The following is a 17,332-nucleotide window of genomic DNA, read 5'->3' as shown; positions in this document are numbered from 1 at the left end:
TATAAATTAAATTTAAGTCGAGGTTATTTATTAGAATTTGAGAAAACCCAGGGATCTTCAGGGTAAAATTTCTGAATTTTTGCATGAGTGTAGTCATATCCAATACTTTGATCCAGGGCATATTCCTCTTCATCGAGATAGATCGCTCTATTTACGATGACTTTAGATAAACCATAGTAAAGATTAAGGAGTTCACGGCTTCTGACCGTATCATGTTTATAAAGAGCCATAATATTTCGAACAACTTGCCTTTCAGATTCATTGGCTTCTTCAACAAAAGGTAGGCTATAAAGTTGTAAAATGATGGCATGAGCCTCATTATATTTTCCATCAGCAATCAGAAAACAGACGCGTTTTAATAGATCATCAGGTTCTTTGAAGGGGGGCGCCAAATTGGCATAATCTTTAAAGATGATTTTTTTCAATTTTGATGGGAGGTGAAGGGCTTTAGATTTGTGTATTTGTTTTTCTGTTTTTTGTTTGATCTGTTCTAAAGCATCCCCCATTTCTTGATTGAGTTTTTTTGACTGAAGAATCTTGACTATTTCTAATAAGCTGACCTTAGTCGAATAGCTCGTTTGCGTTTTTGAGGAAATGAGTTTATATAGCTTGAATGCGTTGTGTGTATCGAGGTGTACTTTGAGCTTGCTGTAGCTTTCTTTTGACAGGACTGCTCTGAGCATGGCTTTTTCTGCGTCTCCCGCACAAGATCCACCTACTTGAGCTGTATTCCAAAAGCGAGAGTCGTCCACGTTTTTTGACACACCCAATCTCTGCATTTCTTCGTACATTTTTACAATGCGATCCCTCTTCGAATTTTTGCTTTTTAAGTAAAATTTAATGAAATCTTTAAGATTTTCCTTGGGAATATCTTCTATTACATAGATTTGTTGATAGATACGCTCGTCCCTTGCATTGTATTTTTTATGGTGATAATGGTCAGCTTTTAGTCCAGAATTGGCGAGATAAAATGTAAAAAGTCCATCATTTTGTTTAATGGCCATCGCCATCATCATATGCCCTTCGCCTGGCATGGAAAAGAGCACACATTCATGCTCTTTTAGGCGATCCATCCGGCTCAGATTTTTTTTATATGGGAAACTAAAGAGGTGGTGGAGTAAGGAGATATCTTTATTATATTGACTATGAGCCTCAAAGAAATTGGAGGGGGCATTGGAATGAAGCTGAAGATCAAGCATTTCGCTGTCGATGAGATTTTGTACAATTTTGACGGGTTCTGAAGGATGGGCACCCTTTGACAGATGGCCTGCGCTTAAAGCGACGTTGCCATCAGAAGAAGCTAAGAATGATTTGAAGACCCCAGTGAATCTTGCATAAAGATGAGCGAGCAATCCTTCGTTTCTATCTTGAATTTTTGCTGCTGTATATGGGGGAGCTAGAATTGCCGGGCCCTCAATCGTCAAACAGATGTCGATAGGATACTTCTTTAAAGAATATTGGACCGAGGTCTCCTCATTGGTTATTTGTCGGGCTAGGGAACTGCCTTCTTTAAAAGCCTGCTTCATTAATTCTTTAATTTTTTTTTGAGAAGGCTTATCCTTAAGGTTTAGATCAATTTTAATTGAGCGACCACCCATAACGCCTTTTTGGGAAGCGATCCATTGACCGTCAAGTTTTTGGGTGAAAGCAATTTTATCCGTAGGGATGATTTTTTGTGGGACTCTAGAAAGAGGGTGCATGCAGGGTCTCCTTGTAGAGAAAACTCATATTAGAAGAAGCAATAATAATGCCAAGAATTAACATTGAGTTTATTCACATAAATCCTTTAAATTATCTTTCTTTAAAGACCCCTAACTAGCGTATACGTATAAAGTTTAGGACAACAATTATGAACATGTTTTTGGTAGGATTTTATTCTCTTATGATCTCTCTTATTCCTCTTACAGCACTCGCACAAACCGTGCCACCTGTGCAAGCCGGCAGAACCATTTGGATTCTTTTGGGGCCGCCCGGCTCAGGCAAAGGAACTCAGGCAGTGCAACTTTCACAAAAATTGCATATTCCCCATATTTCCACAGGGGATCTTTTGCGTGAACACATCAAAAAAGAAACGTCTTTGGGGGAAAAAGCAAAGGGATATATCCAAGCGGGAAAATTAGTGCCTGATGAATTGGTAATGGAAATTTTATTTGAGCGCATTTCCCAGCCGGACAGTGCACAAGGTGTTTTATTAGATGGCTTTCCCCGCACAATTGCTCAAGCTGAAACTCTTGAAAAGCAGCTAAAAGCGAATGAGCGCATGGTGGTGTTTAACTTAGAAGTTCCAGATGAAGTGATTGTTAAAAGAGCCGAAGGCCGCTTAACTTGCACTAAAGGCGGGCATATTTTTAATCGCTATTTTTCTCCCCCTAAGCAAGAGGGCATTTGTGATATATGTGGCGGCGAGCTTGTTCGTCGGTCAGATGACGATCCCAATGTTGTTCAACAAAGATTAAAAGTCTACCATGAGCAAACTGCTCCGTTGGTGGAGTTTTATCAGAAAAGAAACGTCTTGATTCCAGTAAATGGGGAAAGATCTCCTGAGCAAGTTTTTGCTGATCTTATGAATCATGTCAATACTTTGAAATCACAGTAGGTTCTCTAGCGCTGCATAGCTAATCAATATTAGCTATGCAGATAATCCAATAGGGCTTTTTTTGAAAAAATACGATGCTTTTTGAGATCGCGCACAGTTCTTAAGCCCTTATTTTCTAAATTTTGCGAAATCTCTTTTAAAAGCTGTTCCCGATAATCCAGACATTCTTTTTCGGAATAGATTGTGGGATCGAGGTTTAATTGTTCTCGTTGCTTAACGTTAGGCAATAGTCCTAATTCCCAATAATCCACCACATACCACATAGAAAATTTTGTTAAAGCTTCCAAAACGGGGATATCTTCATCAAAATTTTCTAAAGTGATTAACGCATGTTCTGGTTTAAAGATGTTCTCGAAATGATGAACGACTTTAGCAAATAGGCCAGTTTGGGGGGCGTTGTCATCTCCCGGTTGACCTAGCTGATTTATTACTTTTTGGATTGAGGTCTTAGCAAAAGTTAGTTTTTCAATTAAATCGATACGCGAAGTATTCCAGGTTATTTCTAGAAGCGCATTTAATAAATTTAAAAAACCTTGAAATTTTTGGGAGGTTCTTTGAATGCGGTCGATAAATGTATTAAGGTCATCTGAAGCAGCCGAAACATCTAAAGAATTAATTTCCATTTCCAAATGAAAGGAATGGCTCAGCAGATCGTCAATTTCGTAAAGAAGATCTTGGGTTAAAAGTGTAATGTGGTGCTGGACAGGCTCAGTCATGCCTTCTTGTTTGAATATCTGTAATTCATGCGGAGTAGCTTTTGTTAAAAGTTCTCGAAAAACAGAGGGGCGAATTCCCACAATGATAGGAGATATTTTCCACAGCTCCTTCGTCTCCAAAATCTGTCGATGTTGAAATAAGTCTAGGAGTTGTTCTACATTTAAAGCGTGTCCTGCTTGTTCCAAACTTTGGCGACTGAATAGGCCATTGATTAGAGCTCTTGTTTTTTGTTTCCAAAATTCCTCTTTTCCTTCCCCTAGCAAAGAGAGTGCATAGATCAATTCTTGGGAGGTTAGATGAGAAGCCTGTTGAGTCAAATGACTTTCATCAGATGCGATCAGTTTTTGCACATGTTCTTCCAATGTATGGTCAACCTTCTCGAAAGTCATTAGATCCCTCCCTTATGCTTAGCCTGTTTATAATTTTTTTCAACGGATTTGAAAAGAAAATATTCAAAAAGATACTCGAATGTAACCATGTATTTGAATTTAAGAATGATATTCAAAAAGTTTAAGGTTCGAAGATTGAATTTAATCGATTGTTAGCATAGAATTTCCATCCACTTATTGCAGGATGATCAAAAATGACTGTTCGATTAGATCCTTTGACCTATTTGCCAGAAGAAATGGCTTTAGGAATTTTAACATTTTTACCAATTCCTGAAATTGCAAGATGTGCAGAGGTTTGCAAAAAATGGAGGCGGTTGGCAAGTGATAACAGCTTATGGGAAAAAATGCTTCCTAAGGCTATATTAGAGCCTGGAATGAATTTAAGGGAGCATGTTTTGAAACGGGTGGCGAAATCTCCCGATGAAATTTTAGCGAAGATGAAAGGTCTTGTCTCTGGAGTTCAACCCAATCAAGGTGCAAAATTTGTCTGTTTTTTTCCTTTTAATCAGAACTTTGAAATGGTGATCAAAGTCAATCATTCTCAAGCAGTGAAATCTGATGTGAGAGATTTTTGCATTTTTACAAAGCGCTTTTCCCCTGAGATTCCAGTGAATCGATTCTCTACAGCGAAAAGACCTGGGGAGACAAGTGAGATAAAGGCGAATTATCCGTTAGAGTTGGAGAATACGTGTGTTGGCCTTGACACAATGATGAAGTCTTTAGTTTAACGTAATTTAAATGCGAGTAGATAAAGCTTTAACCTTTCATTCAGACGCATTCCTTCCACGCTGAAGCGCGTAATTTTAAAGGCTTTAAATCCAATATTTAACCCGGTAATATGCAATCCGACACCTTTGTGAGCCACTTGAGCGGCTAGATTTTTTTTAATTTCACCTAGTTCTTCAGGGTACAAAGGGTAATTTTTTTCGATATGTTTTCCAATATGCCGATTAATCAGCACATTAATTAAATAAGATGTGCGGTCTTTTCCACTTTTACAGTTTATCCCTAAAGAAGAATTCATCATCCGCTCAAGTTCAGAAATATCCGCTGCAATTTGATAGTTTGAGCTTTGCTTATTCAATTGAAGTTCTATTTTTGTTTTGAGGTCATTTAAGGAGCTTAATTGTTCTTCGTACAGGGCATTCGAAAGTTTCCCTGCTTGATGCAATCCAGACAACCAGTTTGTATATGTTTTGTATTTTTTTTGAGTATTGCTCCATGCTTTTTCATTTACTTCTTTATACTTGGTTTTTTTCGTCGCAAACGTATCTCCCTGCACATTAAAATTATACAAGGAAGGCTGAATTTTTAATTTTAAGGGCGTATTCATTGCATCATAGACAGGATTGGGAATGTGTAGATTGCCTGCGGTATCAAATCCAGATTTTCCATCAAAAATTAGTTCTTTTCCCTCAATTTGATTAAAAATCCATTCCATATCTGTCAGGAGATTTGGTTCATTTCCGGTAAAATGCAATAAGGACATTTGGGTATAGGGGAACGTTTTGGTATCGTAAAATAAATTAGGAGTTCCATTTGTTAGAGACGTTTGAATGCCTTCAGCAAGCGTTTCAGCTTGGGCAGAAAGCATTGCTCCGAGTTGAGATCGGAGCATAGATTCTCTTCGGTCAATTTCTTTTTGAAGTTTTTCAGAGGGTTTTTGTGCATTTTTTTGAATCAGTTCTTGAATGTTGGTTTTTGGGCTTGCGTTGAAACCGAAAACACCTGAACGTCCCACTTGAAAGGGCGTCAGCGGGTGAGAAGATTGAGGGGGAAGATAAATCTTTTCAATCCAAGGGTTGGTGCTCATTTCAAGTTTTTCGTGCACACCGATATTGGATTCCGCACTAGAGCGCCACGCATCTCCTTGAGATAATTTGATGTAGTTTTGTTTTTTCTCCTGAACCTCATTTAAACGAGATTGAATTTTTTTTCTTTCCATTTGAGAAGATGCTTTTGCTAGGAGGGATTTGAGCTCCGTTTCTTGCAAATCGGCTTGACGTATCAGAAATGAACTCGTATCGATTCGTTTGGCTTCATCATAAAAAACTTGTGTCTTTTCTCCTTGCGATGAAATCAGAGGAATTTCAAATTTTGCTCGTAAAGTTTGATTATTCCGATTTAAATCGCTAGCGGCCACAGTCCTTAAAGCAACCATTTGAGCTGAAATGGCTTTTTTTAATGAACTCGATGTTGCGCCCAATTGGGCTTTGATTTGTCGAGCAGCATCTGGTCCCGCAGCTTTTAAGGCTTGTTCGCATGTATGGATAATCATTTTATCCATATCTTTTTCGAATGCTTTTTTTTGCTTCCAGTTTTTGTAAAAATTTCTTGTCGATAGATTTGCCTCACTAGCGGTATTATATTTTTCAGCTTGATTGGCTAAAAGTGATTGAAATTGCTCTTTTTTAGTTTTAAATATGTGATGGACATCATTTTGACGCTCTGGAGGCAAATGTTGTACTTGTTTAGAAAAAAGATCGTGCATCCGCTCAATCAAAGAATAACCAGCATCAATCGAAATGACTTTTTGAAACTCAAAATCTTTTAACGAATTTTCATTTTCTATTAAATGAGAAGGCTCTCCTTCTTTTTTTTGAATTGAAGGATATAGCCATTCAGAACCATTCGAATGAATATTATGTGTATCCATAAACAAACTTTTATTAAAAATGTTGGTATAGATACAGTTATTATAACATTTATTTAATTTTTAGTTTATTAAGTGAGATTTTATGTCTATTTTTCAGATTAATGATCCCCGTATACAACTATTTTATTGCGAACAAGATCACTCTTCTTATATTTCGTATATGTGGGAGAAATGGAAAAAAAATCCGGATCATTTTAGTCCAGATATGTTGGCTTTCAGAATGAATAATGTTTCATATATTCACGAATATAAAGGAGATACGTTTCTTCACCTCGCCGTGGATGGGCTACTTGGAGGTGATGTCTATAAGCGCAAAGAGCGTGTATTAAAGCTTTTGCATTTGGCCAAAAATCATTACTTTGAAGAAGGAAAAGATTTTATTTTTGCGATTAATTATGAAGGGCTCATTTTTTTAGACGTGCCAGGATGGGAAAAACATGAAATTTATGAATATTTAGGAGCTCTTTCTGAAATATTAGAGATATTTCCGCAGGAATCTTGCTTAAGGCATTTAATCTCGCGTATGTTTAATCACTATGGATTAGTTGGAACTTCGCTTTATCAAGAGGTTGAAGGATTACTGCAAAATGAGGGGCGATATCATTGTTTAACACATACTCAGCTCTACAATATGGCAATTGAAAAAATGAACGCTTCTTTCGAAAAGCCAAGTTGTAAATCTATCCAAAGCGCTGTAATAGAAGATCTTCGGGATTCAGGAATATTTGAGAAGATGCCACCTTCAAAGCAACAATTAATATTGAGCTTAATAAGAAAGATGATGAAGGAATTCTGTGAAAAACGTTTTCTGCCACTCGAAAATTCCAGTGGCAGAAATCTTTCTTAAAGGTAATGACAATCAGAAATGTACGAAAGTCTATCAAATGCGTGGGGAGACTTAAAGACTCGAATTTCGTTAGGTACCACCCATCTTTTACTTGAAGAACATCGGATGAGATGTTTTTTTAAGTGAACAACGAGACTGCAATCTGCAGGCAAAATGACCGTTTGGTTTTTACATTCTGCACGCATTTTTCTGACGACTTCTAATCGAATGTCTCCTTCTTTACCTTCAAACTCTGTCAATAGGAAAAGGTGAGGTTGTGCTTCTTCTAACAATGTGGAGCTACCAAAATAGCCAAGGCTATCTTCATTAAAGACTTGTTTTCCATAATCAGGAGAGGACGTATTTCCGAAACCAGCTAGAATCACATCGCAATTTTTCAAGAAGTTTGAGAAAGAAGAAGACCATGCACCACCTGATACATATCCACATTTGATTTCTGAATAGGGAGTTTCTGAGAGTCTTAAATCAAGACGAATCCCTAATGCATGAGAAGTGTCTTGTTTTCCTTTTGATACAGGAAAGTAGTGTAACACAATATCATGATGGAGCTCCACTTTTTCTATATCCGAAGAATCCACAAACAGCTCAAGGCTATGAAGTGTGTTTCGCTCTTGTTTAAAGTGAGGTTTTAGAATAAGAGAAAGCTCTTGGTAAGCTTTTTGATTTAAATAATAATGAATGACTTTTGGTTCTGCATCTAAGCGATTGACTTGATAAGCTAAGTCATAGATTTCTTTGATACCAGCATAGCAAAGAGGCTGATCCTGCGTGACTATCACATAATCAATATCACGAATGTGTAAGCCTTGCTCATGGAAATCATTTAAAAAATGTTTGCCGGGATTAACAACGATTCCTTTATCATTCCAACGCAAGTAAAAGCCGGTTTTTTGGTGGGGCTCTGTTGTCAAAAAAGGAAGAGTAGAAGGTATGTTTCCACTTAAAAGAAATAGGCTGCAATTCTCAACGGGCGGGCGTCTATGGAATGACTCGATATAGTCGCTCAATGATTTTGCTTGCATATCGTTAAAGGTTTGAATGTGATGTCTCAAAGATTGCTCCTCTTCTGAATCCACTTCTATTTTTTTTGTCATGAATTCTTCTGTTGTAGCTACTGAAGGGGCTGTGGTGACTTCTCCAACAGGAATGGCAAAAGAGTTAAAAGGTTTTTCTTCTTCTTCCAAAAATAAATCTTCTGAGTTACTCGAGTGGCTTTCAAAAATGTGATTGAGTTCATGCACGGTTTTCTCTCCCATCGGGATTGTTGGCTCATTTATATTCGATAAAAGAGATGAAGGGGAATCTCCATTTTCTAAAGCTTGTAATTTCAGATGAATTTCTTGGGCACTTTCTCGATGGGAATCGGAAGTTAATAATTCCTTAAGAAGCGTCAGTAAGGGATAATCATTAGGGAAGAATTTAAGGGCTTTTCGACTGAAGCTAATGGCTTTTTCTTGATTCCCTATAGACTTCGATACAAAGGCTGAAGCACGGTAGCAAAAGAATTGAAAGAGAGGAATTGCTCTGGCTTGCAAATAATGTTTCAAGGCCTGATCAAATTCTTGCTTAAAGAATGCGGATTCTCCTTTAAAGAATTCCTGATAGGAGTGGTCTTCAGCCCATTCTAGCTGTTGATCTTCGATAAATTTTAATAGTTCTTCAAGAACACCTTCTTCTTTATTTAAGCGGATTGCATATTGTTGAACCTGGTCTAGGTAACCATCGAATTTTTTTGTGTCGATTAAAACTGTCATCGTTTTCACCTCTCTATGCATATGCTATGACAAGTAGTTTGTATGAGCGCAGTATACCTTGACTTTAATATTTTTTGCCTACTTTTTTATTTTTCTTGGTATTTTCAGGAAGAATGCCTATTTAAATAAATGTTGATTTAAATTTTTTTATTAATTTAAAAAGGTTGTGTCATTAGTCTAAGTGGGGATTCTTAGGGGCTCTCCAACTTTTAAAGCATCGGATTTTAATCGATTGTGTTTTTTTAATGTCTCAACATCAATCTTAAAGCGTCCCGCAATTTTCCAAAGAGTATCACCTTCTTGCACAATGTATAAACGATTTTGCGGGATCGGTTTCGTTCTTTTGGCTACTTCCTTATGGGGTGGGGGAGAAGGATATTTTACTGAGACAGGGGGTGCCACTGGAATCTCTTTAGTGCTCACTGTTTTCTCGGGAATAGGATTTACAGGGGGCTCTTTGGTCTTTATTTCATCCTCATTTTGAATAATACTTTTTTGAGGGATAAAACGAGATAATGCAGCGTGATGCTGATACTTTTCAGGGATGGGTTCTCCAGCTTGCTCATAGAGATGGCGAGCCGCAAGCTCCCACACAGCATCACTTCTAGGACTGGTCAGAAGCGCGAGTGCGAATTGCTTTGCTAGGGGAGTTTTTTCTTTTAACAAATGTAAAATTTCTAATACATGGCTATCGTTCAGTTTTTTCAGAGCAAATAGGCCATCTGTTTTTAAAATCAATTGGGCCGCTGCAGAGGAGTGTTGCTGGATATAATCGAGCAAAAATCGTTGTCTACGAGCGGCAGAAAGATCCTGAGAGACTTTTTGTTGCTGCAAAAAAGTTGAGAGCAAAGACCAGTTGCCTTCAATCAAAATTTGCAATAACTCTTTCTTTTGAATCACGACCTCTGCTCTATTGAAAAGCATTTCAACGGCAAGGAATTCCTGTGTTAAGTAAAACGCATCAGCTAAAGAAGGATCATGCTTACCTTTAGCTTTTTGTAATAAAAGAAACAGCCCTTCTGAGGTCATCGGCCATTGTTCCGTGAGCGCATAGCGCATGATGGCTTGGTAATGCACATCGGTTAGACCTGGATACACATCAATTTTTCCGGTTTTCTTTCCAGGTGCATTATCAAAAACAATTGTTCTTTGTTGCATGGGTTGAGGAAGCCCTAACAGAGCTTTAGTGAGATCAAAATGATGAAAAGTGACAAGGCTGGCAACAGCTAGATCTCTTTGTGTGTATCCATTTTCGACAAGTTGATTATTTCCAAGTTTTGTTAAAAGTTGCTGTAGAGACATTTTTTGGAAATGTCGAATCAATTCCCCATTGCTTTTGTCCATCGCTAAGGGAGGCTGCTCAGATCGCAAATCGGCGGGTTTTAATTCACAATAGGGGGTGGGAGGACGCTCTTTGACAAACCAATAGACAAATAAGGCCGTTAGACCAATATTGAGGGCAAAACTGACAATGAGTGCCTGGCTTAATCTTCGAATTTGATTTAAGTATTTTTTAGTCGTGGACATGGGTAAAGAGAGAGCCAAATGTAAGTGTCGTTATGCAGAGTTTAATCTTTGTTCTAGGGCATGGAGTTCATCGTGAATACCTTTTGGAAGTCTATCCCCGAATAATTTAAAGTAATCCGCAAGTTCTGTTACTTCTTTTTTCCATTCGTCTTTGTTGACATGCAACAATGCTTTGATTGTTTCGTCTGAAATATTCAATCCTGTCAAGTCTAAACCATCGGGAGTTGGAGTCACTCCTATAGGAGTGTCAACACCCTTTCCTTTTCCGGATGTTCTTTCAAATATCCATTTAAGAACGCGGCTATTTTCTCCAAAGCCTGGCCACAACCATTCGCCATTCGCGTTTTGGCGAAACCAATTGACATAGTATATTTTAGGAAGTTTTTTTGCTTTTTTGGAATGACCCATATTGAGCCAATGACCAAAATAATCGCCCATATGATATCCACAAAACGGAAGCATGGCAAAAGGATCGTGGCGTAGTTTTCCCACTTCACCTGCCGCGGCGGCAGTTGTTTGAGAGGAAACACTTGCTCCAAGAAATGTGCCATGCCTCCAATCAAATGATTCGTAAACAAGAGGCACAACTGATGAACGTCGTCCACCGAAAAGAATCGCAGAAATTGGGACGCCTTTTGGGTCTTCCCAAGTGGGATCAATGATAGGACATTGAGAGGCTGGTACAGTAAAACGGGCATTTGGATGGGCTGCTTTTTCCTTTGAATTGGGCGTCCATTCATGATTTAACCAGTTGATTAGATGGGCAGGAGGATTTTTTGTCATCCCTTCCCACCAAACATCTCCATCATCTGTGCGAGCGACGTTGGTAAAAATAGCGTTTCGACTAATGGTTTTCATGGCATTGGGATTTGATTGCATCGAAGTTCCGGGAGCGACTCCAAAAAAACCTGCTTCTGGGTTGATGGCATAAAGCTGTCCATCTTCACCAAATTTCATCCAAGCTATATCATCGCCAACAGTTTCGACTTTCCAACCTGGAAGGGTGGGAGTTAACATCGCTAGATTTGTTTTTCCACATGCACTAGGGAAAGCCGCGGCGATATATTTTTTTTCTCCTTGAGGATTTGTGAGGCTCATAATGAGCATATGTTCGGCTAACCAGCCTTCATCCCGAGCCATCACAGAGGCGATGCGTAAAGCAAAGCATTTTTTTCCTAATAAGGCATTGCCTCCATAGCCACTCCCATAAGACCAAATCGAACGCTTTTCAGGAAATTGGACGATATATTTCTCCGTGGGATGACAGGGCCATGGGATGTCTTTTTTTCCATCTGTTAAAGGATAGCCGACCGAATGCATACAGGGAACAAAATGATCATTTCTTAAAACATCTAATACTTTTTTACCCATGCGTGTCATGATGCGCATGTTGCAAACGACATACTGAGAATCCGTAATCTGAACACCAATGTGTGCAATGTTTGAGCCCAAAGGCCCCATACTGAAAGGGATCACGTACATCGTTCTTCCAATCATGCATCCTTTAAACAAATTTTGTAGGATTCCGTGCATTTCTTTGGGATCTTTCCAATGATTTGTGGGGCCTGCGTCCTCTTTCTTTTCAGAGCAAATGAATGTTCGTTCTTCGACACGTGCCACGTCCGCAGGATCTGAGCTACATACGTAGCTTCCTGGTCGGCGCTCTGGATTCAATCGTTGCCATTTGCCTTCTACGATCATTTCTTGGCAAAGTATTTCGTATTCTTCTTCAGAACCATCACAAAGATGGACGTGATCAGGTTGGCAAAGTTGGACAGCTTCTTGAATCCACTGAATGAGGGTTTGGTTGGTTGTCCATTGCTCAAGAGTATCGGTTTTAAGAGTCATTTCATTCCTTTACAGTTGCCTATACGAAGATTGGTTTGTCCAATTAAGCGTTTGCCATGGCTTTACGTTTTTTAAATTTATCCAAGTACTCTAGAGCTTTGCCTGTTCCTAAGCAAACAGAGAGCAAGGGATTGGGGGCTGTAATAACGGGAAGACCTGTTTCTTTGATTAACAGTTTATCTAATCCTTTCATTAGAGCTCCGCCACCTGTAATGACCATCCCTCTTTCGACAAGGTCGGCGGCAAGTTCTGGAGGGCATTTTTCTAACGTGAGCTTTACATGTTCGATGATCTGCTGATTCGGCTCAGCTAAGCATTCTCGAATTTCAACAGAGTTAATCCGTTTTGTGACAGGCAGACCTGCAACCTGATCGCGCCCACGGACTTCCATCTCTAACTCATTTTCCCCTAAAGGATAGGCAGAACCGATGGTCATTTTAATTTCTTCAGCCGTACGAGGCCCAATCATTAAATTGTAAGTGCGGCGCATGTAATTAATGATACATTCATCGAATTCATCTCCAGCAATACGTAGAGAGCGAGATTCTACAATTCCCCCAAGAGAGATGATTGCGATTTCGGTAGTTCCGCCCCCAATATCAATAATCATGCTGGCTGCTGGTTGATGAACGGGCAGGTCAACACCGATTGCTGCTGCCATAGGCTCTTCAATAAGAATTACTTCTTGAGCTCCGGCATGCAACGCGGCATCTTCTACAGCTCGTTTCTCAACACCTGTAATTCCAGAAGGAACGGCGATGAGAATTTTGGGTCTAAATAAACTTCTCGAAGGGGTCACGCGCTTAATTAATGCTTTTAACATGCCTTCTGCAATTTCAAAATCTGCGATTACCCCATCTTTCATTGGGCGCACTGCGTGAATACGTCGGGGTGTGCGGCCTAGCATATCCTTCGCTTTATGGCCGACAGCCAAAACTTCGTTTGTGGAAGAGTCAACTGCCACAACAGAAGGCTCGGCAAGCACAATACCCTTGCCTCTAACGAAAACAAGGGTATTGGCAGTTCCTAGATCGATCCCGATGTCATTTGAAAATGCCCCTCTAAATTTATTGAGCTGCCCGAAAGCAGAGCGGTACATTGTGTCGAATGACTCTTTCAATCCAGATTGATTTTTTTTACTCATAATTTATTCCAAAGAGTGAATCTGATTAAGTTAAACTTGCAAAAGTTCCAACACTTCTTCCCAAGTCAATTTGGCAATTGCTTCTTCATCGCAGCTGACAACTTTTTTGACATGGCCTTCTTTTTGTTGTTGAAGTTGCAAGATTTTCTCTTCGATGGTTCCCAAGGTAATCAGCTTATAAGATAACACGGATTTCTTTTGTCCTAAGCGGTGCACGCGGTCTGTGGCCTGATTTTCAACTGCGGGGTTCCACCACATATCATAGTGGATAACTGTATCCGCACCGATCAGGTTAAGACCCGTACCGCCAGCTTTCAGGGAAACAAGGAAGATGGGGATATTTTCATCTTCGTTGAATTTTTTTACAATATTCAAACGATTTTTGCTCGATCCATCTAAGTATTCAAATGGAATACCTTGTGAGGATAAATCGTCGCGGATAATATTAAGCATGCGCGTGTATTGGCTAAAAATAACGGTCTTATGCTTTCCTTCGATGAGTGTAGGAATAAGTTCCATCAACATATCGTATTTGGAAGAGTCGCCTCCTTCGGGTTTCTCCTTAGCAAAAATCGCAGGATGGCAGCAAATTTGTTTCAAACGTGTCAGAGTTGCCAATACGTGGATTTGGACTTTATCAAATCCTTCTTTGCTGACAAGCTGAGAGAGTTCCTCGCGTGCGGATTGTGCATAAGAACGGTAAAGTTGTTGCTGCGTTTCCGAAAGGTGGCAATGATACACAATTTGGGATAAAGGTGGAAGCTCAGATAAAACGTCTTGCTTCATACGACGCAAGATAAAAGGAGAAACTTTGCGACGTAAGATTTCTAGATTTTTCCCCTGATTAGTATGTGGATTGCGAATATAGCGTTCCACGAATCTATCGAAAGTACTTAATAATCCAGGCATTAAGAAGTCAAATAAGCTCCAAAGTTCTTCCAATGAATTTTCAATCGGTGTTCCTGTTAAGACTAAACGATGGGCGGCTTGCAACATTTTGACCGATTTCGCGTTGCGCGTTCCCCTGTTTTTGATGTGCTGGGCTTCATCGAGAATGCAATATCTAAATTTAAGGCTTTGATAGTGCTCAATATCTTTTTGTAGCAGGGTATAAGATGTAATGATGATATCAAAGTTTTTCATGTTTTTAATCAGCTTTTTGCGTTGAGCTGGCGAGCCATCAACAGGCAAAGTTTTTAGCTGAGGATTAAATTTAGAAAATTCTTCTTGCCAGTTGTAAACCAAGGAAGTCGGGCAAACGACGATGGAGATTGAATCGGGATAATCAATTTTGTTTTGAGTCACCGCGATAATTGCCTGCAGTGTTTTTCCGAGACCCATATCATCAGCCAAAATTCCGTTCAAGTGCATGTGGCGTAGTCGCTCAAGCCAGTTGACTCCCTCTACTTGGTATTCGCGCAATTTGGCATTGATGACTTCTGGAACCTGTTGGGCGTTAAATGACTGTTTTCCAAGCATTTGTTGCTGAACTTCACGTAATCTATCTGTCATTGAAAACGCAATTGGAAGCCCCTCAAAACTGCTTGCATCCAAGCTTGCTAAACTCCATAAAGGTCTTTCTTCTTCGTGATTCGTGAGAAGATTGATGCCTAGCTCGTCGAATATTTCAACGACTGGAGCCAATTTATCGAGATCTAGCACGAGAATTTTAAGCGTTTTGAAATTGCTCTCGTCGTCGGCATGCGTTTTTCTTTTGGATGTTTTCCCACGAGAAAGTTCGATGAATGTTTTCTTAGAAGATAGACATTCCCAAAGTAAGTCAATCGTCACGCCATTTAGGTAGCCATCGACTTTAAGATCAACTTTATAGGTATCCATTCTCTCTGTTTCAGAAAGGTGTAATTTAAACTTGGTGTTGTCGTAGATAAACTGGTCAAGTAAGTTAGATGGGCAATTAAATTTAACTCGACTCTGGTTACGTGGAATGACTTCGGTCATAAATTCGACAATTTTTTTATCAGATTTGCATACATGGCAGTGTTGTGAGGCATCATAGACAAAGTCTTGGAAGAGATCATTTAGGATTTTTTGCTCTTCTGTTAAATTGCGAGCCAAAATTCCTTCCGGCTTAACGAAAGACATTATCTCCTGAATGGTGAGTTGATTCGAAGAGGAAGGGACCTTTGTTTGCCCATAAACAAACTCGACTGTTGCCTCTAAAACGCCGTTGAGATAGTGAATATCACATTCGGCAACAAGCTTTCCTGTAAAAGGAAGTGTCACAAACTTTTCAATGATCTCACCGTTGCTGACATGAGTAAATCGCATGAGTTCGGGCAGGGAGTTTTCTACAAATGTGCCGAATAAAGGTTCTGGGATGGTGATATCTCTGACAACTGAAATATTGCGCAAATGTTTGCGCTTGATTAGGGCAGGGAATCGATAGTAAGTATGATTTAAAATCATGCCTGGTTTGCAGCATTCGAAAAGGCGAGCTTCTTGTAGCGTAACGATTCCTTGGTCGATTAGAAGGGTTGGTTTAAAGAGAATTTTGGGGTCTGGTGCAGTAAAATATTCGAGTTCAAATTGAAGGTTTGCGGGGCCAGGGGAGAGTCGAAGCGGCTCTTCTAAGCTTCCACTATAGAGACATGGCATGGTTTTCTGCTTGGAATCATCTGCTAAGACGGAGCCTGTTGTGCTTAAGCGTTGCATAACGGATTCATAAATCTGTGCCAAAATTGTTCCAAAAGTTTCACTGTCGAGGGTCGCAAGGCGCTGTGCGCGATCGGCAACAACATCGGGAAAGCGGGCGAAATCCATGATGCTTTTAAGGAGAAAGGCGCTTTCTTCATCAAAAGATTGTAGGGTAAAATAATAGCGTTTATTTCCAATATAAAGGGGTTCGCTATACCGCACAGCATTTAAAAAATCGCGAATGACAGGAATGATTAAAGGTTTTGATCGGAAAGGGAGGCGCAAGGCGAGTTGGATTTCGGCTGCATGGAAAGCATCTGCAGCATTTCCAGCTGTTGTAAAGACAACGGCCAATTCCGCTTTATCTAAAGTTAGTTCTTCTTCAGGTAGAAAGAAAGGGGATTGTCCTAAAACTTGCGAAGCGCCGATATACTCTTCTAAAAGCTCTTTTTGTTGTTTCTTTCCTTTTCTAACGCCCTCTTTTTGTGCGGCTTCTTTGAATGTTTTGCGAAGGGTATCTTTTTCTTTCTCATTAAAAGTGTGTGCTTTTTCTAAGTCTGTTTCTTTAGAATATTCGACAACCATTCCATCGAATTGTTCTTCGAGGTAAAAAAGTACGGCGGCCAGATGCTGGCAATCATACTTATAGGGGCAATCACAATCGGAATCCAATGTGGTTGAGTCGTGTCGGCTAATCTCAATTTCGCATTGATATTTATTATCGAAGGCGCCTAAGACACCACAACTAATTCGAACGTTTTGGGGGCTGAGACTGACAATTTTTGCAGAAACAACCATGCCCTTGGCGTTCAAATCCTTTCCTTCGTTTAAAATATTGGGCGAATAGTCTTTTTTTAATTTGCGAAAATTTAGCATTGTCACTCTCTGAAAATTTAGGTTAAAAGAGCCTTTAAGCGCTCATACAATGGGAAATTTAGTGAAACTTTGCGGTTTTTCACTATCTTTTAGCTTTTTTCCCATGTGAACGCAATCAAAAAAAGCGAAGAGGGTAAAAAAAATATCGATTCTTTTTCTGAGATTTTTTTTTGAATGGGCAATTTTATATTTAGTGTAAATCTTCAATTTGTGCGAGTTAATTTCAAGTAGAATGATTGATTACAAAATTAGTTTAAGAATGTAAGTTGTTTACGATTAATTTATTTTAGTTTTTATGCTTGTTGGAGGGGGGGGGATATGTT

At 39.4% G+C, this 17,332-nt stretch carries 11 protein-coding genes; 3 read left to right on the top strand and 8 right to left on the bottom strand.

Annotation, left to right across the window (positions count from 1 at the left end; translation table 11 throughout):
• Positions 1–23 precede the first annotated feature (23 nt).
• Positions 24–1,700, bottom strand: coding sequence for a hypothetical protein (locus AB7E63_RS11110; protein WP_013924725.1), 1,677 nt, complete (start codon positions 1,698–1,700; stop codon positions 24–26).
• A gap of 149 nt (positions 1,701–1,849) precedes the next feature.
• Between AB7E63_RS11110 and AB7E63_RS11105 the strand changes: the two genes are divergently transcribed.
• The gene (locus tag AB7E63_RS11105; protein WP_013924726.1) at positions 1,850–2,596 is read left to right on the top strand and encodes an adenylate kinase; all 747 of its coding nucleotides are present in this window, start codon (positions 1,850–1,852) and stop codon (positions 2,594–2,596) included.
• A 29-nt stretch (positions 2,597–2,625) separates the two neighbouring features.
• Here AB7E63_RS11105 and AB7E63_RS11100 read toward each other — a convergent pair whose 3' ends face one another.
• Positions 2,626–3,702, bottom strand: a complete 1,077-nt coding sequence (locus tag AB7E63_RS11100) for a hypothetical protein (protein WP_006341615.1) — start codon at positions 3,700–3,702, stop codon at positions 2,626–2,628.
• Between the two features lie 194 nt (positions 3,703–3,896).
• Between AB7E63_RS11100 and AB7E63_RS11095 the strand changes: the two genes are divergently transcribed.
• Positions 3,897–4,430, top strand: a complete 534-nt coding sequence (locus tag AB7E63_RS11095) for an F-box protein (protein WP_006341613.1) — start codon at positions 3,897–3,899, stop codon at positions 4,428–4,430.
• Here AB7E63_RS11095 and AB7E63_RS11090 read toward each other — a convergent pair.
• Entirely contained in the window at positions 4,427–6,358 is a 1,932-nt protein-coding gene (locus AB7E63_RS11090) for a hypothetical protein (protein ID WP_013924728.1), read from the bottom strand. The two genes, AB7E63_RS11095 and AB7E63_RS11090, sit on opposite strands and share 4 nt — an antisense overlap.
• Before the next feature lie 82 nt (positions 6,359–6,440).
• Between AB7E63_RS11090 and AB7E63_RS11085 the strand changes: the two genes are divergently transcribed.
• The gene (locus AB7E63_RS11085) at positions 6,441–7,205 is read left to right on the top strand and encodes a hypothetical protein (protein WP_013924729.1); all 765 of its coding nucleotides are present in this window, start codon (positions 6,441–6,443) and stop codon (positions 7,203–7,205) included.
• Here the strand turns inward: AB7E63_RS11085 and AB7E63_RS11080 are convergent.
• The 5 genes from AB7E63_RS11080 to AB7E63_RS11060 all read right to left on the bottom strand — a co-directional run bounded on the left by AB7E63_RS11080 (position 7,202) and on the right by AB7E63_RS11060 (position 17,009).
• Complete coding sequence (locus AB7E63_RS11080; RefSeq protein WP_013924730.1) at positions 7,202–8,959, bottom strand: hypothetical protein; 1,758 nt, start codon at positions 8,957–8,959, stop codon at positions 7,202–7,204. The genes AB7E63_RS11085 and AB7E63_RS11080 overlap by 4 nt on opposite strands.
• 177 nt (positions 8,960–9,136) lie before the next feature.
• A complete protein-coding gene (locus tag AB7E63_RS11075) occupies positions 9,137–10,486 on the bottom strand; it encodes a LysM peptidoglycan-binding domain-containing protein (RefSeq protein WP_006341608.1) in 1,350 nt (449 codons plus the stop codon).
• A 30-nt stretch (positions 10,487–10,516) separates the two neighbouring features.
• Positions 10,517–12,334 (bottom strand): phosphoenolpyruvate carboxykinase (GTP), encoded by a 1,818-nt coding sequence (locus AB7E63_RS11070; protein ID WP_006341607.1) that lies wholly within the window; start codon positions 12,332–12,334, stop codon positions 10,517–10,519.
• Between the two features lie 43 nt (positions 12,335–12,377).
• Complete coding sequence (locus AB7E63_RS11065; protein ID WP_050784570.1) at positions 12,378–13,433, bottom strand: rod shape-determining protein; 1,056 nt, start codon at positions 13,431–13,433, stop codon at positions 12,378–12,380.
• Between the two features lie 75 nt (positions 13,434–13,508).
• Positions 13,509–17,009, bottom strand: a complete 3,501-nt coding sequence (locus AB7E63_RS11060; RefSeq protein ID WP_006341605.1) for a DEAD/DEAH box helicase — start codon at positions 17,007–17,009, stop codon at positions 13,509–13,511.
• Positions 17,010–17,332 lie beyond the last annotated feature (323 nt).

It is taken from the genome of Parachlamydia sp., from assembly GCF_050255895.1.
Taxonomy (GTDB): Bacteria; Chlamydiota; Chlamydiia; order Chlamydiales; family Parachlamydiaceae; genus Parachlamydia; species Parachlamydia acanthamoebae.
The sequence above is the reverse complement of the archived record's forward strand: the minus strand, read 5'-3'. Positions and strand labels throughout refer to the sequence as shown.